The sequence below is a fragment of the Sulfitobacter sp. 1A15299 genome (genome assembly GCF_043556915.1).
Lineage (GTDB): Bacteria > Pseudomonadota > Alphaproteobacteria > Rhodobacterales > Rhodobacteraceae > Sulfitobacter.
In genome coordinates, this window is the sequence record NZ_JBIFFJ010000001.1 from 578,367 (window position 1) to 593,804 (window position 15,438).

Here is a 15,438-nt window from a genome sequence, read left to right on the forward strand (position 1 = left end):
CGCCCCGCTTGATCCGCGGGGCCGCATCTGCGAGGGGGAGTGATGGATAGCGAATACAACCCGCCGCAGGAACCGTTGGTCATCCTGCATGAAGATGCCGAAGTTCTGCTGGTCGACAAACCTTCAGGGCTGCTCAGCGTGCCGGGCAAGGGCGAACATCTGGCCGATTGCCTGATCGCACGGGTGCAGGCGGTCTTTCCCCAAGCGCTGCTGGTGCACCGGCTGGATCGCGACACTTCGGGCGTGATGATCTTTGCCCTGACGCCCCATGCGCAGCGTCACCTTGGGTTGCAGTTCGAAAAGCGTATGACGCGCAAGACCTATGTCGCGCGGGTCTGGGGCGTGCCGGAGGAGAAATCCGGCAGTGTCGATTTGCCGCTGATCGTCGATTGGCCCAACCGCCCCCGGCAGAAGGTCTGCCATGAGACCGGCAAACCCGCGCAGACCGATTGGAAGAGGGTCAAGACCGACGGGGAGACCGCGCGCCTTCGGCTGTTCCCCAAGACCGGGCGCAGCCATCAGCTGCGCGTGCATATGCTGGCGCTTGGGCATCCGATTTTGGGCGACCCTTTCTATGCCACGGGGCCTGCACGGGATTTCCCGCGGTTGATGCTGCATAGCGAGGAATTGCGGTTCAACCATCCGCAGGGGGGCGCATCCACGAAGGTGCGCGCCAAGGCGCCTTTTTAAGGGGTGCTCCGTGCCCGGCCTTGCGCCGTGAGGTGGGGGCGGGATTGGTATTTGAGAAAGGATGAAGGAGAAGGGGGGCCGTGGCTCTGCGGTGAAGTTGGGCTTTGTGGCGATCGGGGGGGTGAAACCGGCGGGGTTTGCGATTACCTCTGATCTATCTGTTCACAGATTGACCCGGAGGATATCATGGGCTTGCGTATCAACGACACTATTCCCGATCTTACAGTCGAAACCGATCAGGGCAGTTTTTCCCTGCATGAGTTCGTCGGTGACAATTGGGCGATCCTGTTCTCCCACCCCAAGGATTTCACCCCTGTTTGCACCACCGAGTTCGGCGCCGTGGCGCGGCTTTCCGAAGAGTGGGAAAAGCGCGGCACCAAGGTGATCGGCGTCAGTGTCGACGGTGTTGAAGAGCATAAGAAGTGGAAGGGCGATATCGAGCAGGTTGCAGGCGCCGAGGCCGGGTTTCCGATTATCGCGGATGCGGGGCTGGAGGTGTCGAAGGCCTTTGATATGCTGCCTGCGGAGGCCTATTTGCCCGATGGCCGCACGCCCAATGACAGCGCCACGGTGCGGTCGGTTTTTATCATCGGGCCGGATAAGCAGTTGAAGCTGAGCATGACCTATCCGATGAACGTAGGCCGGAATTTTGCCGAGGTTCTGCGGGCTTTGGACGGGTTGCAGACGGCGGCGAAGAACGCTGTGGCGACGCCTGCGGATTGGCAGGTGGGTGAGGATGTGATCATCCCCGCGACGGTGTCGGATGAGGACGCCAAGGCGAAGTTCGGGGCGTTTGAGACGGTGTTGCCCTATTTGCGCAAAGCGCAGCTGCCGGGCTGATGTGTCGTTAGCGATGGCGAAGCTTATGGGCGAAGGCCATCGCTTTTTCATGCAATAGCCGGCGCTGTTTGCGCAGGCCGTAGAGGGGGGAGCGGCGGAATTGCCCTCTGTTTCCCCCTGAGCGTGCGGAAATGTCACTGTCGAACCGGCCCGCCGTGACAAGGCTTTGGGCCGTGGCGAGCCCCATGTCGGAGCGCGTCAGCACCTGTCTGAGCATGTTATCCGCAGGGCAGAAGATAGGTTCGGAGGCGGCGAGGAAGGCCTCGGCCCCGGCACGGTTCCAGATCAGCGCATGGGCGAGCATTGGAAAGTAATGGGCGCGGAGCAGCGACACGCCTGCGACTTCGGCCATGGGGCTGGTGATTTTCAGGCGTGTCGCGCCCAGGTTCACGCAGTGCCAATCGGCGCGGGGGCGCAGCCATTCTATGAGTTCTGGCACGACGGTTCGGAATATGGGCTGCAAGGCGATGTCATCTTCGAAGACGAAGCCAAGTTCATCGCCGCTCTCTAAGAAGGCTGTGGCGGCGCGTTGGTGGGAGACGTAGCAGCCGACCTCGCCTTGGGTCATTGACCGGCCCATGAAGCGCCGGGCTTTGCCATCGTCATAGGGGGCGAATTGGGCCAGATCGATCTCGCGCCCGTCGAAGGCATCCACGCGAACGGCTTCGATCTGCGCGGCGTGCAGTTCGGCCTTGGCGCTCTCCAGTCGCTGGGGGGAGGCGGCCAGATTGATGACGAATCCCTTCGGGCGCTGTGGCATCGTTATGACCTCATTCCTGTGGCGCGCGGGGCGATGACAGGCCTTTGCGGATTAAACTTTGGGGGTGGGTCTGCCGCGCAGCCAGTTCTTGAACCGTTTGAAGGCGGAGGGCGGTTTGTGGGCGACGCTGACAAAGCCGATGTGCTGGCAAGCGCCGGGTTTCAGGAAAGCGGTGAATTTACCCTGTTTGCGCAATTGGCGCGAGATGTGGCTTTCGCGTTTGAAACCGCTGAAGCCGCCGACCTCTTTCCAAAGGGAGAGCGGGGCCAGATGCGGATTGAAGGTATAGCCGTACCATTTGGGGCTGAGCGCATCCATCCGGGCATAGGGGATCCCGGCGCATTCCTCGCTGACGATCTGGGCGCGGGCCGCGTCTTCGATGAAGAAGTTATCGGTGTCGCGGAAACAGACCGAAGAGACATCGGGATGCGCTTCGAGCAGCCGTAGCGCATCGTCGAGGAAATCGTGGCGGGTGAACTTCCAATCGTCTTCCATGTGAAAGACATAAGGTGTGCGCACCTTGGCATACATGGCATCGACGGCGGGGTGATGGCCGACCTGTTTGCCCAGGTCAATGCGTTGCCCGTGGGGGCAAAGCTGGTCGAAGACCGCGCTGGTTTCGGCATCGCCGAAGTCATTGATGCCAATGATCGGAAGCTTGCGCAGCTCGGGGCCGAGGCTTTCGAGTGTTTGTTGCAAGACATCGGGGCGCAGCCCCATGGTGATGCAAATCGTGACCAGATCTTCTGCGCGCATGTCTCGTACTGCCCTGAGGGGGGAACTGCGGACCCCGGTGAGGGTCCGCAGCAGGTTTTACTTAACCTTCTGCCGCTTCTTTCTTCTCGGCAGTGATCTCTTCGCCGGTCTCCTGATCGACGACTTTCATCGACAGGCGCACCTTGCCGCGATCGTCGAAGCCCAGAAGCTTGACTTTCACTTCCTGACCTTCCTTCAGAACGTCCGAAGGGTGGTTCAGGCGGCGGTTTTCGATCTGGGAGACATGCACCAGACCGTCGCGCTTGCCGAAGAAGTTCACGAAGGCGCCGAAATCGACGATCTTCACGACGGTGCCGGTGTAGATGGCACCTTCTTCGGGCTCGGCCACGATCGAATAGATCATGTCATAGGCTTTCTTGATCGCTTCGCCGTTGGGGCTGGCGATCTTGATGGTGCCTTCGTCGTTGATGTCGACCTTGGCGCCGGAAACCTCGACGATCTCGCGGATCACCTTGCCGCCCGAGCCGATCACTTCGCGGATCTTGTCGGTCGGGATCTGCATGGTCTCGATGCGCGGGGCGTGGACGGAGAAGTCCGCGGCGCCGGAGATCGCCTTGTTCATCTCACCAAGGATGTGGATACGGCCTTCTTTGGCTTGTGCCAGGGCTTTCTCCATGATCTCGGGCGTGATGCCGGCGACCTTGATGTCCATCTGCAGCGAGGTGATGCCGGCTTCGGTGCCCGCAACCTTGAAGTCCATGTCGCCAAGGTGGTCTTCGTCACCCAGGATGTCCGACAGGATCGCGTAGGAGCCGTCATCTTCGAGGATCAGACCCATGGCCACACCGGCCACGGCCGATTTCAGTGGCACGCCCGCGTCCATCATGGACAGGGAGCCACCGCAGACCGAGGCCATCGACGAGGAGCCGTTGGATTCGGTGATCTCGGAGACCAGACGGATGGTGTAGGGGAAGTCGGTCGCCGCGGGCAGAACCGCCTGCAGGGCGCGCCATGCGAGCTTGCCGTGGCCGACTTCGCGGCGTCCGGGAGGGCCCACGCGACCCACTTCGCCGACCGAGTAGGGCGGGAAGTTATAGTGCAGCAGGAAGTTCGATTTGAAGTTGCCGTGCAGCGCGTCGATGAACTGCTCATCGTCGCCGGTGCCGAGCGTGGTCACAACGAGGCCTTGGGTCTCACCACGGGTGAAGAGCGCTGAGCCGTGGGTCCGCGGCAGGATGCCGGTTTCGGCCACGATGTCGCGGATCTCATCGGTGCGACGGCCGTCGATGCGCTTGCCGGTTTTCACCACGTCACCGCGCAGGATGCTGGCCTCAAGACCCTTCATCGCGGAGCTGAGGTTCTTGTCCTCAAGCTGCTCTTCGGTGAGCTTGCTCTTGATGGTTTCGCGGGCGGCTGCAACGGCGGCGGTGCGCTCTTGCTTGTCCACGATCGCGAAAGCGGCGCGCATTTCGTCTTCGCCAGCGGCTTTCACGGCAGCCGACAGATCGGAGTAGTCTTCGGGCTGGAAGTCGAAAGGCTCTTTCGCGGCTTCCTCGGCCAGATCGATGATCAGGTCGATGACCGGCTGGATCTGCTCATGGGCGAATTTCACCGCGCCCAGCATTTCCTCTTCCGACAGCTCATAGGCTTCGGATTCGACCATCATCACCGCGTCCTTGGTGCCGGCGACCACGAGGTCGAGGCGCTGGTCGGGGTTCAGGCGCAGGTCTTGCATGTCGTCGATGGTCGGGTTCAGCACATAGTCGCCACCTTCGTAGCCCACACGGCAGCCCGCGATCGGACCCATGAAGGGCGCGCCCGAAAGCGTCAGCGCGGCGGAGGCGGCGATCATGGCGACCATGTCGGGGTCGTTGACCAGATCGTGGCTCAGCACGGTGCACATCACCAGAACTTCGTTCTTGAAGCCGGGGACGAAGAGCGGGCGGATCGGACGGTCGATCAGACGCGCGGTCAGGGTTTCCTTCTCGGTCGGGCGGGCCTCACGCTTGAAGAAGCCACCCGGTACTTTACCGGCGGCGTAGTATTTCTCTTGGTAGTGCACGGTCAGGGGGAAGAAATCCTGCCCGGGCTTTTGCTGACGTGCATACGTCACGTTGGCCATGACGCTGGTCTCACCCAGCGTGGCAATCACCGACCCGTCCGCCTGACGGGCAACCTTACCGGTTTCCAGTGTCAGCGTCTCTTCGCCCCACTGGATCGATTTTTTCGTTACATTAAACATCTACGTTTCCTTTTTGGCCCATTGGCCATTGCATAGGGGCCGTATTGCCCCTGACTCCGGTATCTTCTTTTTCAGGCGCTGGAGTCCGGGCGCCGGATTTCAGATTGCGCGGGCATACATGTTTTCATGGCAAATGGGAAGCGTTCTGTCGCCCCGGGGCCATAAGCGGCGGGTTCTTTCCGCCGCAGCGCTCCCCGGTCTGGTCGCAACAAAAAACCTCCCGGCGGGGGCCGGGAGGTTTTGGTCGTCCTGTCACCGGAACTTCCGGCGGCTTGCGCGCGATTAGCGGCGCAGGCCGAGGCGTTTGATCAAGTCCTGGTAGCGGGACTCGTCTTTGGCCTTAACGTAATCCAGCAGCTTGCGGCGCGTCGCGACCATTTTCAAAAGACCACGGCGGCCGTGGTTGTCTTTCTTGTGGGTCTTGAAGTGCTCGGTCAGCGTGGTGATGCGCGAGGTCAGAATGGCAACCTGAACTTCGGGCGAACCGGTGTCGCCTTCCTTGGTGCCGAATTCTTTCATGACTTTTGCTTTTTCTTCAGCAGTGATCGACATCGGGGTCTCCTTTCGAAAAGAGTTAAAGTGGATGGCACAGGCCGGGATGTCGTCCAGCGCAGGCCCATGGAGATATCACCCGCTGACGGAATCAGCAGGCGATGGGGGCGTATAGGAGGAATTTCCGCCTTTGGCAAAGGGTGATTTGCGCATGGGCTTCGGCCCGCCTTAGGCCGCGAGGCCGAGGTCGAAGGCCGCAGAGAGTGGGATCAGCGCGATATCGTCCAGCGTGACGCTGTCCCCCGCCACCCGCGCGACAATGATATCGTCCAACAGGACGAGGGTTTGGCCCGCATCCTCCGGGTCGGGCAGGATCGAGAGCGGCGGTTCCGCCCCGTCCGCGCTGCTGTCGTCCCAGACGAAGAGCAGCGAATCGTCCGCCGCGTGATAGTCCGTGATCTCCGCCGCCCCGCCTTGGCCGATCCAGTCTCCCAAGGCGATCTGATCGGTGCCGTCGCCCGAGGTCACCACATCCCCGGCGCCCGCGACGATCAGGTCGTCGCCGCTGCCGCCGTTCAGGAAATCGGGGCTTTGTAGGTCATCCGCCCCGGTGAGCGTGTCGTCGCCCCAGCCGCCAAAAAGCGTATCCTCGCCCGCGCCGCCGCGCAGCGCATCGTCGCCAAGCCCGCCTTGCAGGGCATCGTTTCCGGCTTCGCCCTCCAGCAGGTCATCCCCCGCCGAGCCTTGCAGCGCATCGTCGCCCGCCCCGCCATAGAGAAAGTCATCGTCGTTATGGCCAAAGAGGCTGTCGTTGCCCGCCCCGCCGAAGAGGTCGTCATCCCCGTCATTCCCATGCAGAATGTCGCCGCCCGCGCCGCCCTGAAGCGTATCGTTGCCGCCATGGCCGTGCAGGTCATCATTCCCGTCGCTGCCATGGAGCAGGTCATCCCCGCCGTAGCCGCCAAACTGGTCGTCGCCGGGGCCGCCCTGCACCGTCTCACCGTCATCGCTGCCCGACAGGATATCTCCGACCGTGGTGGTGTCGCCGCGCGGGCTGTCCCCCTCCGGCAACGCGTCCTCCGGCGGTGTTTCGATTTCCACGAAAGTGACGGCGCCAACCGCCATCAGACCCATTACTCCAGCCAGCCACAACATCCGCCGTTCCACCGTTGATTGCTTGATGCCCCACACATCATCCCTCCCTCAAAAGGGCATGTCGTAGCCGTAAAATCAAAGGAATAGCGTGGAAATGGTTAACCGATGCCTGCCCGCGCCGGGGGCTCGGGCTGCCACAGAACCGGCTCTTGGGTGTAGGGCAGGTAAAGCGGATGGCGCGGATGCCCGGCCTTGGAGAGGCCGAGGTGATAGAGCGGTTTTGCCCCCTCAGCCAGCCGAGCCGCGACGGCGAGACCGCGGCCCAGATGGGCACCATGCACGCCCCATGCGGCGATGATGCGGTCGGCCCAATCGGCCCCCTCGACCAGCGTGGCGTCATTGTCGGGGCCGACGGGATCGGGGGCGGCGCGCATGTCGCGCGGGTCGGTGGCGCGGAAAGCGAAGATATTGGTCACCCGGAAGCCGCCAAAGCCCAACACCCGCGCCCGACGCTCGCACCGCTCGACCGTCGGGTCGTTCTGCATCTCGGTCGCGGTAGAGGGGTTCAGCATCACGAACATCACCCGTGGCGCGCCTGTCTCCCAGACCCGGGTGAGGCTGTAGCGGTATTGCTCACACGCCGAGTAGACCGCGGTCGAAGGCGCGTCGCCCTTGGTGTGACTGCGGGTGATCAGGGCCATTCAGCCCTCATTCGCATCCGGTGACAGGTTGAACACCCGGCTGGGGTGCAGCTCGCCCGCCTTGAAGCGGCCCACGGCGACGGGCTGCCCGTCGAGCGAGGCCCAGCATTCATCGCCATATTCCACGTCATGGGCGATGACCATGCCGGGGTTGCCGTTGCGCAGGCGGGTGGCGCCTTCGAGGGTGGCTTTGACCTCGGGCAACTCAGCCAGCCCTTCGGTCAGCGGCAACAGATAGGTGTCGAGTTCCGGCGAGCGGGCCAGTTCGTCCACCTGCGCCAGCGTGAGGGCGTTGGCCGCCTCGAAGGGGCCGGACCATGTGCGGCGCAATTCGCGCACATGGCCGAGACAGCCAAGCTTCTGCCCCAGATCACGCGCGATGGAACGGACATAGCCGCCCTTGCCGCAAACCATTTCAAGCGTAACGTGATCGGCATCGGGGCGGTCGACCAGCAGCAGGCTTTCCACCCAGAGGGGGCGGGCGGCGATTTCCATCTCCTCGCCGTCGCGGGCGCGTTTATAGGCGCGTTGTCCGTCGATCTTCACAGCGGAAAACTGCGGCGGCACCTGCTGAATGTCACCGATGAAGCCGTTCAGCGCATCCTTGATCGCGGCATCATCTGGGCGCAGGTCGGAAGTGCCGATGACTTCGCCCTCGGCGTCGTCGGTATTGGTCGCGATGCCGAGCCGCACGGTGAACTCATAGGCTTTGAGCGCGTCAGTGATATAGGGCACGGTCTTGGTTGCTTCGCCCAAGGCAATGGCCAGAACACCGGTCGCTTCGGGGTCGAGCGTGCCTGCGTGGCCCGCCTTCTTAGCCTCCAGCGCCCAGCGGACCTTATTGACCACGGCGGTCGAGGTGGGGCCAGCGGGTTTGTCCACCACCAGCCAACCGGAAATATCGCGACCCTTGCGTTTGCGTGCCATGTCTTGCCCCTTCGCTTTTGTGGTGCTGCCCTCTATCGGAGCCGCGCCGCGCTGCCCAGCCCCCATGCGCGGAAAAGCTTACTTTGCGGGCGTGACGATGCCTACGATCGGCCCCAAGGTGGTAAAACCCGCCCCGCTGCGGCGCAGGCCCGGTGCCCGCAGGCGCGAGATATTGCCGTCAAAATACAGCGCGTTAGGCAGGTCCAACTCATCCCGATAGAGCCGGGCGAATTCGTGAAAGGTGACCACGTCGTTGGAAATCGCGAAAACCGCGCGTTTGCCATCTGCCGTTGTGCCAACCCCGTTTCGGATATAGCGCGAAGTGCTGTCGGGCAGGAATCGCGGGTGCAGCGCCCCGTCGATCACCAACATCGGCCCCGATTGCGTGGCAAAGCGGCAGTTCGGTTTGGCCTTGAGATAGCGCTTGGTCTCGATCACATCGGCGCGGCCTTCGCGCAGGCAAAAGACCCCATTGGGCAGCAGGCCGAAATTGCCGGGGCCAGCACTGTCGATCACGCCGCGCGCCTCGACCCCCTCTTCGATGTAATGCCCGACCGGAGAGCGGTCTTCGTGGTACATGCCTGCGTTCATGGCAAAGCCAAGCCGCAGCCCCTGCGCCTTCAGCGCCTCGTCGAGCGAGCCGAAGAACCCATAGGGCGCGCCCGCGTCATTGTTGAGAAAGAGCCGCAGGTCATCCCGCTTCAGATCGACTTCGCAGATCGTGTAGGAACTGCCGTCAAAGGTGATGTTGCGGCATTCGGCAGCGTCCGCAGGCGTGCCTTTCAGCGCCAGAAGCGCGAATGCGATCAGGCCCGCGCGGATCACTGTTCCGGCGCGCCGTCGGCGCTATCGCCGGCGCCGTCGTCATCGGGGGCCTCCGCATCGCGGCGCACCACCTCTTGGTTCAGCATGCGGCGGGTATCGTCCATCCGGTCAAAGGTCTGGTCCAACTGAAAGCGCAGATCGGGCGAGAACTTGAGCGTGAGTTTCTTGGCGACCTGACGGCGCAATTCGCTTTTGTTGCGGGCCAGCAGTTTGAGAACCTCGTCCTGTCCTTCCCCGCCCAAGGGCAGCACATAGGCCGTGGCGATCTTGAGATCGGGAGAGATGCGCACCTCGCCCACGGTGATCGACATCCGATTGAGATCGGTGTCATGCACATCCCCGCGTGCGAGAACATCGGACAAGGCGCGGCGGACGGTTTCGCCCACGCGGAGTTGTCGTTGTGACGGGCCGGGGCCCTCATGAAACTTGTTCTTTGCCATGCCCCCCATCTAGAGCTTCGGTTGCACTTTGCCAAGCGCTCCGCGACGGGCTAAACCGGCCCTGCCAGTCACGGCCAGAACCGCAGGAGACCGAGTATGACACAGACCCCCGGCATTGCCGTCACCGGCGCCTCTGGCCGCATGGGCCAAATGTTGATCCGTGAGATCATCGCCAGCGACAAAATGCATCTGGCCGCGGCGTTGGAGCGTCCGGGCCATGACTGGATCGGCCGCGATCTGGGCGAGGCGATGGGCGGCACGGCTTTGGGCGTGACCGTGACAGACGATGCGGCAGAGGCGTTTGGCAAGGTGCAGGCCGTGATCGACTTCACCGCGCCGCAGGCCACCATCGCTTTCGCCGGTGAGGCCGCCAAGGCCGGGATCGTCCATGTCATCGGCACCACCGGCATGACCGAGGATGAGATCGCGCAGCTTGCCCCCGCCGCCGAACAGGGGGCCGTGATTGTCCGCGCGGGCAATATGAGCCTTGGCGTGAACCTGCTGACGCAGCTCACCCGACAGGTCGCCGCCGCGCTGGACGTGGATTACGACATCGAGATCATCGAATCGCACCACAATCAGAAAGTCGACGCCCCCTCGGGCACCGCATTGATGCTGGGCGAAGCCGCCGCCGAAGGGCGCGGGGTCAAGCTGGCGGATGTTTCGGACCGGGGCCGCGACGGGATCACCGGCGCGCGGCAAAAGGGCGATATCGGTTTCACCGCAATCCGGGGCGGCGATATCGTGGGGGAACATGATGTCATGTTCGCCGCCGCCGGAGAGCGGATCATCCTGCGCCATGTCGCCTCGGACCGCGCGCTTTTCGCCCGCGGGGCACTCAAGGCCGCGCTTTGGGGGCAAGGCAAAGCGCCAGGTGAATATGACATGCTGGATGTGCTGGGCCTGAAGGGCTGAGGCGCAGGCAAATTATCTGAAACTTTACCTTCCTCGGCTACGTGAGTGCCTCAGGCAACTCACCCCCAAGGGAGGTTTCGATGAAGATTACCTTTGCACTGACCGTGACAGCGATGCTTGCGGCTGTCGGTCTGCCCGCTGCGGCGGAATATGCCCGTATTCAAAACAAGTCAGACTTCGTCGCCGCGGTGAATGGCAAAAGGCTGACCCGCCCGCTGGTCGATCTGCGGGTCACCTCTGGTGGGAGCATTTCCGGCAAGGGCGCGGTTTGGAAGGTCACCGGCAAGTGGTCGTGGAAAGACGGCTATTTCTGCCGCACGCTGGTCTGGGGCGGCAAGGATCTGGGTTATAACTGCCAATTGGTTGCCCGCGATGGTGCGAAACTCCGCTTCACCTCTGACAGGGGCGCGGGAGAGGCGGCGGTGCTGACCCTGCGCTAGGGCGCTCAGAAGTCGACGGCGATGCCCTTCTTTTCCCAATCGCCATAGCGCACAGGCTCTGGCCCATCGCGTCCGCCAAGTTCGGTGGGCATGTCGAGCGCGGCTGCCGCCTCACGCCGGGCGGCGGCCTCGGCCAAAGCGCGCTGGGCGGCGGCAGGCAGGTCGGGGCCGGGGGCTGGCGTCGGGTCTTGCGGCGTGTCGGGGATCGGTTTCGGCCCCGGTTTGGGCTGCGGGGGCAGGTCCGGCGCGGGGCTGGGCGTGGGATCAGGGCCGGGTTTGCTGTCGGGAATGGGGCGTTGATCGGGCATCATGGTCCTCTTGAGCCAAGTTCTCCCTTGATATACGTCGCCCGCTGGCCCAGACAACCCGGCAACCCCTCAAGCGAGACCCAGATAGGACATGACCATGGCAGACACAGGCGTTCAGGCCCGCAGAAGCGCGGTATATCTGCTGGATCAGATTTTGGGCGATGAGCCGCGGCTGATGTCCGAGCTTCTTGCCGCAGGGGCGCTGGACAAGCTGCCCCCGGATGACCGCGCCCGTGCCCAACGTCTGGCGCAGGACACGCTGCGCGGGTTGGAACGGGCGGACCGGTTGCTGCAAAAGCACCTGCAAAAGGCGCCGCCGCTGACCGTGCGCAATGTGTTGCGCGTCGGCACGGTTGAGCTTTGTCAGGGCGGGGCCGCGCATGGGGTGGTCAATGCGATGGTGAACCTCGTGTCGCAACATCGCACGCTGAGCCACCTCAAGGGGCTGACCAATGCCGTGCTGCGCAAGATCGCCGCTCAGGGGCCCGAGGCATGGGATGCCCTACGCGCGCCGCGCCTGCCCAAATGGCTGCGCGGACCGCTGGCCGAGGCTTGGGGCACCGATGCCATGGCCGCGATGGAACAGGCGCATTTCGCGGGTGCACCGCTCGATCTGACCGCCAAGGGCGATGCTGCCGCCTTGGCCGAGGCGGTGGGCGGCACGCTGCTGCCGACAGGCTCCGTTCGGGTGACGGATGCCGGGCAGGTCTCCACCATGCCGGGCTTTGCCGAGGGCGACTGGTGGGTGCAAGATGCCGCCGCCGCGATCCCGGTGCGGGTGCTGGCCCCGAAAGAGGGCGAGACGGTGCTGGACCTCTGCGCCGCGCCGGGGGGCAAGACCATGCAGCTTGCCGCTGCGGGGGCGGTCGTCACCGCCGTCGACCAGTCGCACCCCCGGATGCAGCGGGTGAAGGAAAACCTCGCCCGCGTCGGGCTGAAGGCCAAGACGCTGACCAAAGACGCGCGCGCCGTGCAGGGCACATTCGACGCCATCCTGCTGGACGCGCCCTGCTCCGCCACCGGCACCATCCGCCGCCATCCTGATCTGCCCTATGCCAAGGATGGATCGGAATTCGGCGATCTGATCGAGTTGCAATCCGAGTTGATCGACCATGCCTGGAGCTTGCTGAAACCCGGCGGGCGGCTGGTGTTCTGCACCTGTAGCCTGCTGCCGGACGAGGGCGAGGTGCAGGTCGACGAAGCCTTGGAGCGCCAAGGCGACATGACCGTCGACACCGCCGCGTTGGACGTGCCCGGCGTCGAGGCCGATTGGCACACCGAAGAGGGCGGGCTGCGCCTGCGCCCGGATTTCTGGGCCGATCAAGGTGGGATGGACGGGTTCTACATCGCCTGTCTGCGCAAGAGCTAATCCTCATGCCCCGTCGGGCGGGGAGGGCATGGCGAGATAGGCCGCTTTTGGGATGTCGATCAGCCCACGCAGCCCCAGCGTGGCCGCGTCTTCGGGCATGAGCCCGGCAATGGCGGCGCGCACCGCCGCGGCGGTCGCCACCGCATCGGCATTCGCCGCTGCAATATAGGGCAGGCCGGGGGTAGGGGCCGTGCGTTCCAGCACCCGCAGGTCGCCCGCGAAAGCGTCATGGCTTTCGATCAGCCGCCAAGACACCGCATCCAGCGCCGCAATATCCGCGCGGGCCTCGACGATGGCTTTGGCCGAGGCGCGGTGCCCATGGCTTTGACTGCGATTTTCAAACCAAAAGCCCCGCGCCCGGCAATGCGCGTGTGGCGCGGCATAGCCTGATTGCGAGAATGTCTGATTGTAGGTGAAACGCGCGGCGCGGAAATCGGAAATTGTTTCACGGGGATCATTGGCGCGGACCACGAAGACGCTGTTGTAATACCCCGGCGGGCAGCCTTCGACGCCAAAGTCCGCCGTGCCGATCAGCGTGACGCGGTCGTGCAGCCAAAGGCGGTAAGGCATCCCGCAGGTCTGGGAGAGCACGAGGTCGGGCGCGGTCCAGACAGCGAATTCCTCGGCATCATTGCTCAGCCTTTCCGGGGCCGGGGTGCCCTGCGCGCGCAGCGCGTCAGAGATCATGGCCCAGTAGCGGCCTGTCGCCTCGGCGGTCTCGGGGCGCAGGTACATCATCAGGCTGGCGATCATCGGCGGCTCCGCTTGGGGGTGTTCAACTTTAGGCCGCGCCGCCGCGCCGGGGCAAGCGTCGGTTCCCCGCCGATCCCCCGGCGCGCGGGGAAAATCCGGTGACTCATTGTGGGGCCGCGGTTATGCTGCCGCCAAACGCCAGCAGAGCGTCAGGGGCAGCTTGATATGATTAATCTTTCCAGCGTCATGGCCCGCAGGGCGCGGTTTCTGAACCGCTTCCACGCTTGGCGTGCGACCCGGGGCCGGGGGCGGGTCGTCGCGTTCACCTCTTCGCCCGAGCCGCGGACCATTGGCTCTTTCGCGCGGGGGCGGCAGTTGATGGCGGGCAATTACCTCTTTGCCGGCAGCCTGCTGACCGCGCCACAAACCGCCATGTGGGATCTGACCCCGCCTGACCCCGCCTTTGCCGCAGAGCTGCACGGTTTTGCGTGGCTCGATGACCTCGCCGCCGTGGGTGATGCGCGGGCGCGGGGGGCGGCGCAGGCGTGGCTTTGGGGCTGGATTGACCGCTTCGGGCGCGGACAGGGGCCGGGCTGGACCCCGGCGCTGACCGGGCGGCGGTTGATCCGTTGGATCAACCACGCGCTTTTCCTGCTGCGCGGGACCGAGACCGAGCAGAGCGATGCCTTCTACCGATCCCTCGAACGGCAGACCCGGTTCTTGTCGAAACGCTGGCGCGGGGCGGCCCCCGGTTTGCCGCGTTTCGAGGCGCTGACCGGGCTGATCTATGCCAGCCTGTCGCTGGAGGGGCTGGCGGAATTGGCCGATCCGGCTGTCCAAGCCCTCGCCCGGGAATGCGCCAGCCAGATCGACGCCGAAGGGGGGCTGCCCACGCGCAACCCCGAGGAACTGCTCGCCGTCTTCACCCTGCTGACATGGGCCGCCGCCGCATTGAGCGATGCGGGACGCAGCACGCCCAAGGCGCAACTCACCGCGATCGAGCGCATCGCGCCGACCCTGCGCAGCCTGCGCCATGCGGATGGGGCGCTGGCGCGGTTTCATGGCGGCGGGCGCGGCATGGAGGGCTGGTTGGACCACGCGCTGGCGGCGGCTAAGGTCAGGACGCGGCAGCCCGATGGGCTGGCCATGGGCTTTGCAAGACTGTCGGCAGGACGCACCAGCGTGATCGTCGATGCGGCGGCTCCACCGGGGGGCGCGGCCTCGGGCAACGCCCATGCCTCGACATTGGCGTTTGAGTTGACCTCGGGGCGGCGGCCCTTGGTGGTGAACTGCGGCTCCGGCGCGTCTTTCGGGCTGGAATGGCGGCGGGCGGGGCGGGCCACGCCGTCGCATTCGGCCCTGTCGCTCGTCGGCCATTCCAGCGCGCGATTGGCAGAGCCCGACCCCCATAGCGGGGCAGAGGCGCTGATCGCGGGCCCGCGCCATGTGCCCGTCGAGATTGGAGAGGCGGCGGAGGGGCTGCGTTTCGAGGGCGCGCATGATGCCTATTTGCGCAGCCACGGGCTGACCCATGCGCGGCGGCTCGACCTCACCGCAAACGGGCGCGGCCTTTCGGGGGAGGATATGCTGCTGGCGATAGAGGCGGCGGAGAAGCGGCGCTTTGACAAAGTGCTGAGCGCCGCCCAGTCGAAGGGCGTGCCTTTCGACATCCGTTTTCACCTGCATCCGGATGTGGATGCCACGCTGGACCTTGGCGGGGCTGCAATATCCATGGCGCTCAAAAGCGGGGAGATTTGGGTGTTTCGCCATGACGGCACGCATAATCTGTCTTTGGAACCGGGGGTTTACCTTGAGACGACCCGCTTGAAACCGCGCGCCGCGCAGCAGATCGTGCTCTCGGGCTATGCCATGAACTATGCCACACGGGTGCGCTGGTCGTTGTCAAAAGCGCAGGAAACTGCGATTGGCGTGCGAGATTTGTCGATCGACGATCCCTATGCTGATGAAGACTGACCAAGGAACC

General features: G+C 64.2%; 17 protein-coding genes. 6 read left to right on the forward strand and 11 right to left on the reverse strand.

Translation table 11 applies throughout. The annotated features are described in order from the left end of the window. The first annotated feature begins 42 nt into the window (after positions 1–42). Together ACGYK7_RS02850 and ACGYK7_RS02855 are read left to right on the forward strand one after the other, a co-directional pair. On the forward strand, positions 43–690 hold the full coding sequence (locus ACGYK7_RS02850; protein ID WP_394398786.1) for an RluA family pseudouridine synthase: 648 nt from the start codon (positions 43–45) through the stop codon (positions 688–690). Positions 691–876: 186 nt separating this feature from the next. Beyond that, positions 877–1,530 (forward strand): peroxiredoxin, encoded by a 654-nt coding sequence (locus tag ACGYK7_RS02855; RefSeq protein WP_394398788.1) that lies wholly within the window; start codon positions 877–879, stop codon positions 1,528–1,530. 7 nt (positions 1,531–1,537) lie between these two features. On the opposite strand, the gene ACGYK7_RS02860 is transcribed toward ACGYK7_RS02855, so the two are convergent. From ACGYK7_RS02860 to rbfA, 9 genes are all read right to left on the reverse strand, one after another. Next, the gene (locus tag ACGYK7_RS02860) at positions 1,538–2,290 is read right to left on the reverse strand and encodes a glycosyltransferase family 25 protein (RefSeq protein ID WP_394398790.1); all 753 of its coding nucleotides are present in this window, start codon (positions 2,288–2,290) and stop codon (positions 1,538–1,540) included. A 51-nt stretch (positions 2,291–2,341) separates the two neighbouring features. Next, positions 2,342–3,046, reverse strand: a complete 705-nt coding sequence (locus ACGYK7_RS02865; protein WP_394398792.1) for a glycosyltransferase — start codon at positions 3,044–3,046, stop codon at positions 2,342–2,344. A gap of 61 nt (positions 3,047–3,107) precedes the next feature. Then, on the reverse strand, positions 3,108–5,249 hold the full coding sequence (pnp, locus tag ACGYK7_RS02870; RefSeq protein WP_394398794.1) for a polyribonucleotide nucleotidyltransferase: 2,142 nt from the start codon (positions 5,247–5,249) through the stop codon (positions 3,108–3,110). Between the two features lie 282 nt (positions 5,250–5,531). Then, the gene (rpsO, locus tag ACGYK7_RS02875; protein ID WP_067266742.1) at positions 5,532–5,801 is read right to left on the reverse strand and encodes a 30S ribosomal protein S15; all 270 of its coding nucleotides are present in this window, start codon (positions 5,799–5,801) and stop codon (positions 5,532–5,534) included. Between the two features lie 168 nt (positions 5,802–5,969). Further along, positions 5,970–6,932, reverse strand: a complete 963-nt coding sequence (locus ACGYK7_RS02880; protein WP_394398796.1) for a calcium-binding protein — start codon at positions 6,930–6,932, stop codon at positions 5,970–5,972. Positions 6,933–6,994: 62 nt separating this feature from the next. Beyond that, positions 6,995–7,531 (reverse strand): DUF1643 domain-containing protein, encoded by a 537-nt coding sequence (locus ACGYK7_RS02885; RefSeq protein ID WP_394398934.1) that lies wholly within the window; start codon positions 7,529–7,531, stop codon positions 6,995–6,997. 6 nt (positions 7,532–7,537) lie between these two features. Next, positions 7,538–8,464, reverse strand: coding sequence for a tRNA pseudouridine(55) synthase TruB (truB, locus tag ACGYK7_RS02890; RefSeq protein WP_394398798.1), 927 nt, complete (start codon positions 8,462–8,464; stop codon positions 7,538–7,540). 78 nt (positions 8,465–8,542) lie between these two features. Beyond that, complete coding sequence (locus ACGYK7_RS02895) at positions 8,543–9,289, reverse strand: phosphodiester glycosidase family protein (protein WP_394398800.1); 747 nt, start codon at positions 9,287–9,289, stop codon at positions 8,543–8,545. Next, positions 9,286–9,729, reverse strand: coding sequence for a 30S ribosome-binding factor RbfA (rbfA, locus tag ACGYK7_RS02900; protein WP_394398802.1), 444 nt, complete (start codon positions 9,727–9,729; stop codon positions 9,286–9,288). Before rbfA ends, ACGYK7_RS02895 begins: the two co-directional genes overlap by 4 nt. A gap of 96 nt (positions 9,730–9,825) precedes the next feature. On the opposite strand from rbfA, the gene dapB reads away from it, so the two are divergent. Together dapB and ACGYK7_RS02910 are read left to right on the forward strand one after the other, a co-directional pair. Beyond that, complete coding sequence (gene dapB / locus ACGYK7_RS02905) at positions 9,826–10,644, forward strand: 4-hydroxy-tetrahydrodipicolinate reductase (protein WP_394398804.1); 819 nt, start codon at positions 9,826–9,828, stop codon at positions 10,642–10,644. A gap of 80 nt (positions 10,645–10,724) precedes the next feature. After that, positions 10,725–11,084, forward strand: a complete 360-nt coding sequence (locus tag ACGYK7_RS02910) for a dihydrodipicolinate reductase (protein ID WP_394398806.1) — start codon at positions 10,725–10,727, stop codon at positions 11,082–11,084. Positions 11,085–11,089: 5 nt separating this feature from the next. Here ACGYK7_RS02910 and ACGYK7_RS02915 read toward each other — a convergent pair whose 3' ends face one another. Beyond that, positions 11,090–11,290, reverse strand: a complete 201-nt coding sequence (locus ACGYK7_RS02915) for a DUF1674 domain-containing protein (RefSeq protein ID WP_271689916.1) — start codon at positions 11,288–11,290, stop codon at positions 11,090–11,092. A gap of 199 nt (positions 11,291–11,489) precedes the next feature. On the opposite strand from ACGYK7_RS02915, the gene ACGYK7_RS02920 reads away from it, so the two are divergent. Next, complete coding sequence (locus ACGYK7_RS02920; protein WP_394398808.1) at positions 11,490–12,761, forward strand: RsmB/NOP family class I SAM-dependent RNA methyltransferase; 1,272 nt, start codon at positions 11,490–11,492, stop codon at positions 12,759–12,761. A gap of 3 nt (positions 12,762–12,764) precedes the next feature. Here the strand turns inward: ACGYK7_RS02920 and ACGYK7_RS02925 are convergent, their stop codons facing one another. Continuing rightward, the gene (locus ACGYK7_RS02925) at positions 12,765–13,514 is read right to left on the reverse strand and encodes a phosphate/phosphite/phosphonate ABC transporter substrate-binding protein (protein WP_394398810.1); all 750 of its coding nucleotides are present in this window, start codon (positions 13,512–13,514) and stop codon (positions 12,765–12,767) included. A 165-nt stretch (positions 13,515–13,679) separates the two neighbouring features. Between ACGYK7_RS02925 and ACGYK7_RS02930 the strand changes: the two genes are divergently transcribed. After that, a complete protein-coding gene (locus tag ACGYK7_RS02930) occupies positions 13,680–15,428 on the forward strand; it encodes a heparinase II/III family protein (protein ID WP_394398812.1) in 1,749 nt (582 codons plus the stop codon). Positions 15,429–15,438: the final 10 nt, after the last annotated feature.